General features: G+C 34.9%; 11 protein-coding genes and 3 pseudogenes. 13 read left to right on the forward strand and 1 reads right to left on the reverse strand.

What is annotated here, in order from left to right; all coding sequences use genetic code 11:
• The first annotated feature begins 683 nt into the window (after nt 1-683).
• The 10 genes from EKM64_RS10735 (at nt 684) to EKM64_RS10775 (ending at nt 10083) form a co-directional block, all read left to right on the forward strand.
• Nucleotides 684-1622 (forward strand): glycoside hydrolase family 88/105 protein, encoded by a 939-nt coding sequence (locus tag EKM64_RS10735; protein ID WP_225421013.1) that lies wholly within the window; start codon nt 684-686, stop codon nt 1620-1622.
• Nucleotides 1623-1633: 11 nt separating this feature from the next.
• Nucleotides 1634-2038, forward strand: coding sequence for an MFS transporter (locus EKM64_RS11445; protein ID WP_263852844.1), 405 nt, complete (start codon nt 1634-1636; stop codon nt 2036-2038).
• A gap of 3 nt (nt 2039-2041) precedes the next feature.
• The gene (locus tag EKM64_RS10740; protein ID WP_125678418.1) at nt 2042-2566 is read left to right on the forward strand and encodes a hypothetical protein; all 525 of its coding nucleotides are present in this window, start codon (nt 2042-2044) and stop codon (nt 2564-2566) included.
• A 230-nt stretch (nt 2567-2796) separates the two neighbouring features.
• Nucleotides 2797-3132 (forward strand): hypothetical protein, encoded by a 336-nt coding sequence (locus EKM64_RS10745; RefSeq protein ID WP_125678420.1) that lies wholly within the window; start codon nt 2797-2799, stop codon nt 3130-3132.
• Nucleotides 3133-3168: 36 nt separating this feature from the next.
• Nucleotides 3169-3651 carry a sugar phosphate isomerase/epimerase family protein gene (locus EKM64_RS10750; RefSeq protein WP_125678422.1) on the forward strand — a complete coding sequence of 161 codons (483 nt, stop codon included), beginning with the start codon at nt 3169-3171 and terminating at the stop codon, nt 3649-3651.
• A gap of 446 nt (nt 3652-4097) precedes the next feature.
• The gene (locus EKM64_RS10755) at nt 4098-5177 is read left to right on the forward strand and encodes a M24 family metallopeptidase (RefSeq protein WP_125678424.1); all 1080 of its coding nucleotides are present in this window, start codon (nt 4098-4100) and stop codon (nt 5175-5177) included.
• 20 nt (nt 5178-5197) lie between these two features.
• A complete protein-coding gene (gene pepI / locus EKM64_RS10760) occupies nt 5198-6079 on the forward strand; it encodes a proline iminopeptidase (RefSeq protein WP_125678426.1) in 882 nt (293 codons plus the stop codon).
• Between the two features lie 29 nt (nt 6080-6108).
• Complete coding sequence (locus EKM64_RS10765; protein ID WP_125678428.1) at nt 6109-7461, forward strand: peptide MFS transporter; 1353 nt, start codon at nt 6109-6111, stop codon at nt 7459-7461.
• Between the two features lie 39 nt (nt 7462-7500).
• Nucleotides 7501-8571, forward strand: coding sequence for a M24 family metallopeptidase (locus EKM64_RS10770; protein ID WP_125678430.1), 1071 nt, complete (start codon nt 7501-7503; stop codon nt 8569-8571).
• 102 nt (nt 8572-8673) lie between these two features.
• Complete coding sequence (locus EKM64_RS10775) at nt 8674-10083, forward strand: C69 family dipeptidase (protein WP_125678432.1); 1410 nt, start codon at nt 8674-8676, stop codon at nt 10081-10083.
• Nucleotides 10084-10132: 49 nt separating this feature from the next.
• Here the strand turns inward: EKM64_RS10775 and EKM64_RS10780 are convergent, their stop codons facing one another.
• A complete protein-coding gene (locus EKM64_RS10780) occupies nt 10133-11119 on the reverse strand; it encodes a helix-turn-helix domain-containing protein (RefSeq protein ID WP_125678434.1) in 987 nt (328 codons plus the stop codon).
• A 161-nt stretch (nt 11120-11280) separates the two neighbouring features.
• Here EKM64_RS10780 and EKM64_RS11450 point away from each other — a divergent pair.
• The 3 pseudogenes from EKM64_RS11450 to EKM64_RS11690 all read left to right on the forward strand — a co-directional run.
• Nucleotides 11281-12228: pseudogene (locus EKM64_RS11450) on the forward strand (rhamnulokinase); the annotation flags it as partial.
• Between the two features lie 51 nt (nt 12229-12279).
• Nucleotides 12280-13395, forward strand: a pseudogene (locus EKM64_RS11480) (L-rhamnose isomerase); the annotation flags it as partial.
• A pseudogene (locus EKM64_RS11690) lies at nt 13379-13607 on the forward strand (rhamnulose-1-phosphate aldolase); the annotation flags it as partial. The pseudogenes EKM64_RS11480 and EKM64_RS11690, both read left to right, overlap by 17 nt.
• Between the last annotated feature and the right edge of the window lie 307 nt (nt 13608-13914).

Below are 13914 nucleotides of genomic sequence, written 5' to 3' on the forward strand. Positions count from 1 at the left end.
GTCAGCTAGTTCAACGTCATCTTTAATAACGAATGGATCATTAACTTTATCAACTACAGCTGCTTTAATTTTCATATTTGAATATCTCCTCGACTTTTTAATCTTTATTGCTCTCTACAATTGATAATTATTTCACTATTGATATGTAAATGCAATACTGTGTTTTGATAAAAAGCAAAGAGAGTGAAATATGATAAATGAAAACTAGAAAATGGTGGGTTATGTTTGCAGAAGTAAATCAAGATTGTCATTTCTTAACATTTTGAGTATTACCTATTTATTAGTATTAGAACCGCTTTCAAACTTCAAAAAAAAGATATTAATAGATAGATAAAATAGATCAATGGTGAACACTGATTTTTTTGATGTGGAGATCAGTTCCTGATATAGCACGAATATTTACAAAATACGTATGTGAAATTTGTTTCTTAAAAATAGAATGGTATTGACCTATTTTTTACAATTCTAATAAATAAATCGCTAACATTAAAATTGAAAGTATTAAAATACTACATTAAAACGCTTACATAAAGTTGATTTTACCTTTCAACTGTAAATATGATACTACTACCTTTACCTGTGATATTGTTACTAATGTGAAAAAGTTATTAAATGTATTTGTAAGCGATTGCAGAAATGATTATGAAATTACAAACAGTTAAACGAGATAAGGTGCGGGAAGAATGTTAGAAGATTATACAAAGAATGATATCGAAAATAAAATTGACCTCTTAATAGACAATCTAGTGCACTTAAGTGATCCAACTGGAGAATTCTCTATTAAGGTAGCTGATGGCTCAATTATTGATAACAAGAGTTTCAATTACTGGGAATGGACCTCAGGAATTGGATTATATGGAATGATGAAATATTACCGTATAACAAGAAAGCCTGAGGTACTCGATCGGATCGTTAAATGGTTTGATGATTGTTTTGAAGAAGTGCCGGTTGAAAAAAATATCAATACTATGGTTCAAATGTTAACTCTAGCTTACTTATATGAAGAGACTAGTAATAAAAAATATCTTCCATATTTGGAATCTTGGGGCAAATGGTTATATTACGACCTTCCAAGAACTGAACGTGGTGGATTCCAACATGTTACGTTTGGCGATTTAAATGAGGATGAGATGTGGGACGATACTTTGATGATGAGCGTCCTTACATTAGCCAAGTTAGGCAAATTATTCCACAACGATGATTACGTTGAAGAAGCTAAAAAACAGTTTCTTCTACATATTCAATTCCTACAGGACAGAAAAACTGGTCTTTGGTATCACGGTTGGAGTTTCAAACGTCGAGATAATTTTGCTGGGGCATTCTGGGGTCGAGGAAATTCTTGGGTAACAATCGTTATTCCTGAATTCATTGAATTACTAGACCTCAAGAAAAATGATGCAATCCGTCAATTCTTGATTACAAGTCTTCAATATCAATTTGATGCATTGAAGAAATATCAAACTAAAGACGGCATGTGGACAACTTTGATTGACGATCCAACTTCTTATGTTGAAGGTTCAGCAACTGCTGGATTTGCATACGGTTCATTAAAGGCTGTTCATAATCGCTATGTTGGTGGATATGGTATGACGAACTGGTTAGGTACTGGTTCAACAGCCTAACTGGAGCTTGGTTGTTATTCTTTTACGCAACATTTTGTGGCTTAAAAGCTATTAGGAGATCATTTATTTTCGCCATTTCAAGATTCGTAGATGCGATCACGAGTCCACTTATGGGTATGATCTCAGATAATTTTTATAAAACAAAGATAGGTAAGAGATTTGGTAGACGTAAGTTCTTTATTATGATCGGAATTCCGTTCATGTTAGCTTATATCCTAATGTGGATCAGTGGAATGAATTTTTGGTATTACTTAGTTATATATGTTGGTTTTGATATCATTTATACAATGGTTCTAGTGCCGTATGAAACACTTGCTACAGAAATGACAAGTGACTTCAAACAAAGAACCACTTTCTCAGGAGCTCGTTTATTCTGTGGACAGATTTCTGCCTTCTTTTCAGCCTTCGTACCATGAAGATTGATTTCTGTACTTGGTAAAGATAATCCTAAATCATTCTTATATGCAGCTATGATGTTTACTGCGGCCTTTATTATTATTTTGATATTCTTATACTTTTTCACATGGGAACGTCCATTGGCTGAAATCGTTAACGACGAAGTTGATAATCCTGACGAAGATAAATTATCAATTGGTAAAAAATTTGAACAAATTTATATTGATCTACTATCAACATTTAAGATCAAAGCCTTTAGAACACATATCTTGATGTACTTAGGTTGTTATATTTCTCAAGATATTTTTTCACAAGTTTATACGTATTTTGTTGTGTTTGCTCTAGGATTCACAACCGTTATTGCATCAAATGTACCTATCGTTATCTGGAGTGCATGTATCGTTGGTGTTGTTCATACATTGGTTATTATGTTAGCTGTTGGTACGTTGGCTTTTCTATTGATGGGTTACATTGCATCATTCAAGTTCAAGCTTACAAAAGATAAAATGAAAATGGATCCAGAAAAGTTTTGCTTATGCGGTAGTTAATTCCTATTGTCCAGACGAAAAAGACGATGTTACAGCAAGTAAAATGATCCTTGAAAGATTTCTAGCTGCATACTATTTATCTGATGAATGAAATGGCTTGGAAGCTGATCAATTCAGCGTGTTTAAAGATTTTGATTTTGAAAGAATGTCAAAGGCTATGGAAAATATCAATATTAATTAAAGAATTGGTTGAGGGTATCCCGACCTTTTTTTGGTGGAGGAGAGAAAGTATGATCAATTATAATTACGGTGTCAGAGGCCATAATATTTTGATAAAAGATGATTTAGATAAGTGGTCTGATAAAATTCAATCTATGAAGATTCATACGTTACAGTTCGCTTTGCCGCTATCTTTTCCTAAGACAAGCGATGGTGGAAATCTTATTAATCCCGGATTAGGTAATACAATAAGAAGGAACTTGTCAAAAAAAATCGAAATTGGTATTTTAAGCTGCTATGTTAACCTAATTCATCCAAATTTGTCAGAGCGTCAAAAGCAGATTGAAAAAATGAAAAAATATCTCCAGAACGCTAGATTTTTTGGAACCAATATAGTTGCAACGTAAACAGGCAGTGTAGACCCTGAGTTTTCATTCACAAAGATTAATTTTGAAGAAAAACATTTTGAGGAACTGATTGAGACTGTTAAACAATTACTACCAGTCGCACAAAAGTGTGGCGTAAAGTTAGCATTGGAACCGGGCGTAAATCATCCTTTATACTCATTGGATAAGACTGAAGAACTATTAAAAATTTTTGATTACGATCCTGCATTGAAGATAATTCTTGACCCAGCAAATCTAATGTTAGATAAAAATGATAACTTAACGTCAATTATTAAAGATGCTTTTATGCGGTTTAATGATCAGATAGTAGCTGTTCACGTCAAAGATTTTTCATGGACTCCGAATGCTAAACGTTTGATCAAAACTGTTATCCCTGGAACGGGAGAAGTTGATATAAAAGATGTGATCGACATTGCCGAGGCCAACCAGCCGTGTGGATTAAAGATGTTCGATGAGTTGGATCAAGGTATGCTGGATACGTTTATGAAATCAAATTATGCTAAAGATATATTCAAATAGCATGTTCCTATTGTGATAAATTCACATAAAAAAGTTATCATTTAGAGTCTTATTTTGAATGATAGCTTTTTTATTTTGATTATCTAAAAATAGATGACAAAGCATGTATTTTTTACTTAAGTTTTTTTTAATTTAGTGATTTTGAATTTTTGACTGGTATTTACCAATTTTGAAAGAATGCCCATGTAACTGGGATTCATCGTGTGTACGCTGAGAATATACTTGTGTAATATAATTAATAGACAGTTTTTGAAAGAAATATAATTTAGAAATTAAATAAAAGATTTCATAAATTAACTTTGAATATTTAAGGGAATGTAGTACACTGAAACTACGAAAGCGTTACCAGACCCAACAATGGGTTTACTTTTTTTTGAAATTATTTGTGAAAATATTAACAATTATGAGTTTGATAATGCTTAAAATAATAAAGGGGGCACTAAGAAATGAAAGACAGTCGTGTTCAGAACATTACCAACAAAATGAAGGAAGAAGGATATGATCAATTATTGATCTCAGATCCTACTGCAATCTTCTATCTTACTGGACTTTGGATTCACCCAGGCGAAAGACTACTTGTTCTAGTAATCAGAGCTGATGGCAAGAATACACTTGTTGTAAACAAGTTATTCCCAATCACAGAAGATATTGGAATTGAAAAAGTCTTCATCGATGATATTGATGATGGTGTTAAGAAAGTACTTGATTACTGCGACGCCAATGGATCATTCGGAATTGATAAAAATTGGCCATCACACTTCTTGCTACACTTAATGGAACTTGTACCAAACGTAAAATTAGGCAACGGTTCTGAAATTATTGATGATGCACGTGCTATCAAAGATGACGAAGAAAAAGACCTTATGCGTAAAGCACAGGCTGATGATGAATTAGCTACTGATTTTGTTAAACATGAGCTTTCAAAAGATTTAACAGAAATTGAAGTTACTGAAAGACTTGGACAAAAATACAAGGAATTAGGCGACTCAGGCTATTCATTTGATCCTATCATTGCTTATGGTGCAAACGGAGCAGACCCACACCATCAAGAACCAGACGACTCAAGATTAAAACCAGGCGATAGTATTGTTGTTGATATTGGTTGTGTCAGAGATTCATATTGTTCAGATATGACACGTACATTCTTCTACAAAGAAGTTTCGGACAAGTCACGCGACGTATATGAAACAGTTCTAGAAGGTAAGAGACGTGCAATGGCACTTATCAAACCAGGTGTTGAACTTGCTACACTTGATGCAGCTGCTAGAGATTACATTACAGAAAAAGGTTATGGAGAATACTTCACACATCGTCTTGGACACTTTATTGGTATCGAAGATCATGAAACTGGTGATGTTTCAACAGCTAACCATAACGTCTGTGAAGTAGGAAACGTCTTCTCAATTGAACCTGGTGTTTATATTCCTGGTGAAGTTGGAGTTCGTATTGAGGACTTGGTAATTGTTACTGAAGATGGATACGAAAACTTGAACAAGTATCCAGACGACTTAGAAATTATTCAATAAAAAGAGGAGGTTCAAGATTCATGAAAGTTGAAGAAGGCTATATGCCGTACAAAGGCTACAAGACTTACTACCGTATTGTCGGAGAAAAGAGTAAAGACAAGGCACCTTTGGTTTTACTTCATGGAGGACCAGGATCAACTCACAACTATTTTGAATTATTAGATGATATTGCTGTAAATGGCCGTCAGTTGATCATGTATGACCAACTAGGCTGTGGTAAGTCAGCAGTTCCTTCAAACCCATCACTTTGGACAAAACAAACATGGGCTGAAGAATTGATTGAACTTAGAAAATATCTTGGTTTGGATGAAATTCATCTATTAGGTCAATCATGGGGTGGAATGTTAACTTTCATCTACATGTGTGACTACAAGCCAAAGGGCATCAAGAGTCTTATTTTATCAGGTACATTACCTTCAGCAAAATTGTGGGCATCAGAGCAGCACAGAATGATCGGCCATATGTCACAAGAAGATCAGGATGCAATTGCTCAAGCAGAAGCAACTGGAAATTACGACGAGCCTAAATATGTAGCAGCAAATGACCGCTTCATGGAAATGCACGCCGCAGCAACACCAACAGCTGATTCTCCAGAACCATTACGCCGTAAGAAGGTAGCTGGAACAGAAAGCTATGTTGTGGGTTGGGGACCAAATGAGTACTCACCAGAAGGAACACTTCACGACTACAACTATCTTGATCAAATGAAAGATATTACTGTTCCAACGCTTATCACAAGTGGGACCAACGACTTATGTACACCATTCATTGCCAAAACAATGTATGACGGAATTCCTAATTCAAGATGGGAATTATTCCAACACAGTCGTCACATGCCATTCGTTGAAGAACATGAAAAATATGCAAAGATTCTAACAGACTGGTTGGATAACCACGACTAGTTATTTTGTAAAAGAGAGAGGGAAATAATATGGACGCAGCGCCTATTAAGAAAAAAAGACCATTTGGTTTTTATATATGTTCATTAGGTTTCACATTTGAACGTGTTGCCTTTTATACAGTTAAATATATGTTGGCAATTTGGATTGCCACTACTGTAGGTAAAGGTGGACTTGGACTAACCGACGTTAAGGCCGCTTCAATGGCGGCCGTATTCGTTGCTATGACTTATATTGCACCTGTTATTGGTGGGTATTTAGCCGATTATTGGATCAGTCCAAGAATTCTGGTACCAACAGGTATGATTTTGATGGCTGTTGGATACTTATTCACTTGGAGGGCTACTTCAATTGGATTAGTTTGGGCCATGATCGTTCTAGTTTCAGTTGGTACAGGTATGTTTAAAGGTAATCTTTCAGGTATCACAGGATTATTATTTGATGACGAAGAAGAATTGAACGAAGCTTTCTCAGTTCAATATACATTCGTTAATATTGGATCATTTACTGGTACTACATTTATCGTTCTACTTATTCCTATTATCGGATTCAACAATGTTTTCTTGGTATGTTCACTATTCATCTTCTTAGACGCAATTGTGTTCTTACTTAACCAAAAATCACTTGGTGATGCTGGTAAGAAACCATTTAAGGTTGACCAACGTCAATTTAAAGAAGCAGAAGATAAGAAGAAAGAAGAAAATGCTCCACTTTCAGCCGGAGATAAGAAACGTGTTGTCGCTATTATCTTGGTTACAATTTTCTCAATCGTATTCTGGATGGTTTGGTACTTAGCTTACATGCCAGTTTACTACTACTTCGGCCATGGTGATGGTGCGGGATTCTTGAATCGTGCTAACTGGATGGTTGGTAGTTTCAATGTCCCAACGTCATACTTTGATTCTGTTAATGCTTTAACATGTATTGTTTTAGGACCTATTTTAGGTAAACTTTGGACAAAACTTGCAGCACGTCCACAAGGTGATATGAGTATGTTCAAGAAGACATCACTAGGTATGATCTTCATCGGTATCTCATATGTTGCTATGATTTTTGCTGATATGATCGGTAAAGGACACACAAACTTACTATGGATCGTTCTTGTTGGTATTCTTATGTCTGTTGGTGAAATGGTATTCTCACCATTGGGTAACTCATTTATTACTAAGATGGCTCCTTCTAAATTAATGGGTCTATTGCTTGGATTCTGGCCTATTGCCGTATTCTTCGCTACATTACTATATCCTAATGTTTATGCACTATTGAAGACAAGTAACCCTGGCAAGTTCCAAACAGGTTACGGAATTCTAGCTGTTATTATTATTGGATTGGGATTAGTTCTTTGGATATCAAGTAAGAAATTGGATAAACTTGAAAAGGATTAATTAAATTTACTAGCTTAAAGAAACGAGGGAAAGTGAATTATGATGAATGAATCAAAGATTCGCAAGTATATGGAAGATGAGAATATTGATGCGTTTTATATTGCAAAACGTGTAAATATTAGATTTGCAAGTGGCTGGACTGGTGATGATTCATACATGCTACTTACAAAGAATAAGCAATTCTTCTTTACAGATCCTAGATACACAGAACAAGCAGAAATTGAAATTCCAGATTATGACATTATTAACTGGCGTCTACCAGGAAGAACAGTCGGTGATTCAGTTGCCGATGTTGTTAAAGCTGAAGGAATCAAGACAGTAGCTTTTGAAGATGATTACATGACTTATGACATGTATCATGACTTCAAGACAAAATTAGATGCTAACTTGATCCAAGCCGGTAACGTTATTGACAGAATGCGTGTTGTTAAATCACCTAAAGAAATCGAATATTTAACAATTGCTTGTGATATTGCTTGCCGTGCATTCAGACGTATTTTAAAGGATATCAAAGTTGGGGCTACTGAAAAGGAACTTGCAGCTAAGTTATCACTTTATATGGTTGAAGAAGGTGCAGATACACAACCTTATGGTAATATCTTGATTTCTGGAGCAACTACTTCATTGCTTCACGGAATTCCTTCAAAGAAAGCTGTTGAATATGGCGACTTTGTCTTGATGGACTTTGGTTGTCAATATAACGGCTACATGTCAGATATGACAAGAACTGTTGTTGTTGGTAAAGCAACTCCAAAACAAAAAGAAGTTTACGATTATGTAAGACAAAGTCTTGAAGCCGCTGAAGATATTATGAAGGCCGGCGTCAACTGTAAAGATGTTTATCCAGAATCAATCAAACCGCTTAAAGGAACAGAGTATACTCCTTTGACTTATAACAAGATCGGACACTCAATTGGACTATTTGTTCATGAAACTCCATATCTTGCTGAAGAGTATGATGATGTTTTGGAAGCAGATACAGTTGTAACAATTGAACCAGGTATTTATATCCCTAACTGGGGTGGTGTAAGAATCGAAGATCAAGTTGTTCTAACAGATGATGGATATATCAATATGATCGATATCCCTCATGATTTGATCGAGCTTTAGGATACTACGTATTTTATAAAGGTTCATCGGGAAGAATAATTATTTGTTTATTACTTTTTAGAAAAGTATCATTTAATAATTTATTTGAGGAGTGAATTAGTTATGAAAAAAGTATTTCGTGGTTCATGTACAGCAATGCTAGTAGGTAAGGATGCAACAATTGATGGATCAACAATGATCTGTAGAGATAACGATGCTCACGGTTCAATCGAACCTCAAAGATTTATCGTTGTTAAGCCAGAAGAACAACCAAAAGTTTACAAGTCAGTTATTACAGGCCTTGAAGTAGAATTGCCAGACAATCCATTGAAAGTTACTTTAACACCAAGATCAAATCTTGTAGAAGGCCAATGGGGTTCATCAGGTATCAATAGTGATAACGTTTCTATGTCAGCAACAGAAACAATCACAACTAACTCAAGAATTTTGGGAATAGATCCATATAATATGGAAGGACTTGGCGAAGAGGACTTAGAAGTTATCACATTGCCATTCATCCACAGTGCTAAAGAAGGTGTTGAACATCTTGGAGCATTGCTAGAAAAATATGGAACATACGAACCAAATGGAATTTCATTTGCTGATAAAGATGAAATTTGGTGGTTAGAAACAATTGGTGGACACAATTGGGCTGCTGTAAGAATTCCAGATGATGCATACGTAGTAGCACCTAATAGAATGAATATTGATGACTTTGATTTTGATTCAAATGACACACTATGCTCAACTGGATTAAAAGAATTGATCGAAAAGAATCATATGAATCCAGATACTGGTAAATATAACTTGCGCCATATCTTTGGTAGTGCAACAGTTAGAGATTCAGAATATAACAATCCTCGTGCATGGTATATTCAAAAACTCTTCACTCCAGATGTAGAGCAAGATCCTAGAGATCAAGATCTTCCATTCATTTGCCACGCAAACAAGAAACTCTCAATTGAGGATGTTAAGTTTGCTTTGAGTTCTCACTATGAGAACACACCATATGACCCATACGGCAAGATGGGAACAGAAGAAGAAAAGAAGATGTTCCGTCCAATCGGTATGAACCGTAACCACAGTCTTCATATTCTTCAAATCAGAAATGATGTTCCTAAAGAAATTGCAGCTGTACAATGGTTAGTATTCGGTGTAAATACATTTGGCGCAATCGTACCATTCTACACAAACATAGAAGATACACCTGCAACATACCGTGATACAACAGTTTCATTTGATCCTAAGTATGTATACTGGTTAAGTCATGCAATGGCCTTGATTGGTGATTACGATTATGACCTATATCAAGACTCACGTAATACCTTTGAATTAGAAGCAGTTGCTAAATTCAGAAATATTCAATTGAAGACTGATGAAGAAGCTGCATCATCAAAAGATATTCCAGCATTATTGACTAAAGCTAATGAAGAATTGGCTAAAGAATCATATGACAGATCAATTAAATTGTTGGGTGATATGATTGAATTAGGTTCACCAAAGATGAAGTTAAGCTTCGATTTGATGGGATAATCAAGTAAGTATTAAAAAAGTTCTGAGAAAATTTTCTCAGAGCTTTTTTTTATTCTATTGATCTTATTTTTTTACGAGTTTCGCTTGGCAACTCGTCATAATTTTCAAAATATATTTTATAGAAGTAGTTACGGTTAGAATATCCTACTTCATCAATAATATCCTGAATCGATTTACCTGTAGAAACTACCGCCAAATGGGCCTTAAGAATTTTTTGTTTATTAAGTAATTTTGTAAAAGTGAAACCAGTTTCACTTTTGATCAGATTACTTAGATAGTTTTTATTGTAGCTCATCATTTCAGCCAGACTATTTAGTGTTAGAGTTTTAGAATTCTTTTCGATTTCACTAAAAATCTGTTTCAAGGTAGAATCCTGTGATACTTGATTATCTTTGATCATTTCTGGACTGTATTGTCGCAACAGCTTAGTCAAAAGAATATCCAAGTATGAACTGATAACCGTTCCCGAAAATTCGTGCGGGAAGAAATATTCAGATAATATTTCCTGAACTTCTGGTTTGATAGTAGTTGAAGCATCGTTTTTAAAGAGCAAATACTGACTCTGATTTTGTTTACTCATCGAGGCGTTCAATAAGAAGTTAAAGAGAACACTTTGATTGGATTTTAAAGAATCCAACCAATTTAGATTGATTTCTTTGTTTTGAAAAAGAATGTTGATCAAAATATCGTGTTTACCCAGTGCCTTGATTGAATGCTTACTATTAATATCTAAAATTAACAGATCGCCTTTGTTTAGGGTGATCTGTTTTCCATTCACGCACTGTGTACAGTGGCCGGAATAAATATAATTGATCTCCAAGAACTCGTGAGAGTGCAGTGGGTAGTCAGCATAACGATTATGTTTGTTAATAAAAATCGATTTGTTTTTGAAGAAAAATGAATTATTGAACTTCATTTGTTGATCATGATTGATCAAAGCAGCATCAGGGAAGTCCGCAACAAAATTGTGCGTTTTACGTTGAGTCTTTTCGATACTAGTTTCATGAAAAAGAAAATTATCTAATTTTCCGTTCATTGAAAGTAACCTCCTAAGTTATCTGAAAATAGTCATTTAACATCAATATGTATATTAAATACATTTCCTATTATTATTTACCATTGTTCCGATTTGATGAAAGCTGTTTAATGATATTGTAAACGAATACAAAGAAGGTGTAAAGGCGATATGGACACTATATTGCAGTTGATATCGGTGCCTCCAGTGGTCGATTGATGCTAGGTCAGCTATCTGGGAATAAGATACGGATAGAAGAACTAAACAGATTTGACAATGGATTTAAGCTTGAAAATGGTCACGATAGATGGCAAATAGATCATTTAATTAATGAAATTATTATTGGACTTGAAAAAGCAAAAAAAGAATATGGTATTAATGATACTTATTTAGGGATTGACACTTGGGCCGTTGATTATGTTTTGATTGATCAAAATGGTGATAAGCTCGATTATCCCATTAGTTACCATGACAGTCGAACTAAGAATTCGGTAACCAAGCTCACTCGAAAGTATTCTAAGGAATATATTTATAAGAAGATGGGAATTCAATTTTTAGATTTTAATACACTCTATCAATTGTTTGAAGAAGATAAGTCTCAGTTAAAACAAGCAAAGTCCATCGTTATGATACCTGATTATATTGGATATCGGTTAACAGGCAAAGCCGTCACTGAGGTTATTAATGCTTCGACAACTCAGATGCTCAACTTGCGTGAAGGTTTGTTTGATTCAGAATTACTATCTGAGGTAAATGTAACTTGTGATATGTTTCCGTCATTGGTGGATACTGGGACTGAATTAAGAACGATTAAGAGTTCAATTTCCAATAATCATGATATTCTAAATTGCCAAGTTATTACAGTTGCAACTCACGATACAGTCTCTGCAGTAGTTGGTACACCAGCCTCAGGTGAAGATGATTGGGCATTCTTGAGTTCTGGTACATGGTCTCTAATAGGTAGAGAATTAAGTGTTCCTGAAAATGGTCCGATGGCCTTTGAAGAAAATTACACTAATGAGTGGGGTGCCTACGGCACTTATCGTTTTTTAAAAAATATTATGGGCATGTGGATCGTCCAGAGAATTAAGCATGAGTATCAAGATCGATATGGATTCGCAGAAATGGCTAAAGATAGATATGCCGCAATTGGGGTCGATACTGAGGAAGCTATTGCTAAGTTGGCAACTGTTCCATTATCCATTCATTGTTGGCAGGGGGATGATATCCACGGATTTTTATTCCCTAATCAAGAACTTACAGGTGGTATTGACGTAAGTGGCAATTTTCCAGGTGCCGCAACAACACCAGATGAATTAAGTGGAGATCTTTCAAAAGCTTTGTCAATTATTCCTGGATCACACAAAGTACAATTACATGCTATCTATGCTGTAACGGATAAGAAAAAGGATCTTGATGAACTTGAACCAGAAGATTTCAGTTATTGGGTCGATTGGCAAAACAACAAAAAGTTGGCTTGGATATGAATGGAACTTTCTTCTCACATCCAATGTTAAAAAACGAATTTACCTTAGCTATTATTGATAAAGATACCCGTGATTTTTGGATCGAACATGGAAAGAGATCAAGAAAAATTGCAGAATATTTTGATAAAGAATTAGGCCAACAATCAGTTAATAACTTCTGGATTCCAGATGGGTATAAGGACAATCCAATTGATAAATTGTCTCCAAGAATGAGGTTGATTCAGTCATTAGACGAAATTATCAAAGAACCAATTGATGAAAAATATACTATTGAAGCTTTTGAAGGAAAACTTTTCGGCACAGGAGTTGAATCATACACAGTAGGTTCACACGAATTTTATGATAATTATGCTTTGACACGTAATAAGCTTTGGACGATCGATGCTGGACATTTCCATCCAACAGAAGATATTTATGACAAGTTCTCAGCATTTTTGCCATTTGGTAAGGGACTAATGTTACATGTTTCACGGCCAGTGCGCTGGGATAGTTATTATGGATGATGCCTTGATATGCATGATGCGTTCGTTAGTTCGTGATAATCAACTTTCAAAAACTAATATTGGATTAGATTTCTTTGACGCAACGATCGACCGTATTGCCGCTTGGGTAATTGGCGCACGTGCGACACAAAAAGCACTTTTGATGGGAATGATTGCACCGATCGAACAATTGAAAGAAGACGAAAATACTGGAGACTTCACGGATCGACTCGCTATGACAGAAGAACTAAAATCATATCCATTCGGTGCTGTTTGGGATGAATTCTGTGATCGTAACAATGTACCAGTAGGTTCCGATTGCATTTGATGGTAAGAATTTAGCAGGAATGTATTTATTAGTTACAGCTACAGGTAGATATATTTAAGAATATTATTGATTTCCCAGAAAGAGATCTTGGCTTAGTTAGAATTGCCAAGGATGGTAAAAGTGTTGATTTAATATGGGGATATAACGATGGCACAACACCAACTAGCGAATTTCCTACACATTTGATGGGACATCAGGAAAAATTGAAACGATTGAAAAACTGCTAAAATTTTGACAATTATTCAAATGCAAGGTTGTAAGATCGAACAAACAATCACCAATGAGGGACTCAAGGATTTAGCTAATAGTTTTGGAGTAACACCTCATGAAGGATATTTGAACTAATCTATGAAAACGGTTGAAATAATATTGGCAATGAGATATATTATAGATGTGGTTTACAGATGAGATATTTAATTTCTTTATAAGAAACGAGGGAGGATTCAAATGTCATTTTCAATGAAAACAAATTATACACATAGTCCTAAGGATATTGAGCATTATTCAACAGATGAATTA

This window comes from Companilactobacillus keshanensis, from assembly GCF_003946205.1.
GTDB classification, from domain to species: domain Bacteria; phylum Bacillota; class Bacilli; order Lactobacillales; family Lactobacillaceae; genus Companilactobacillus; species Companilactobacillus keshanensis.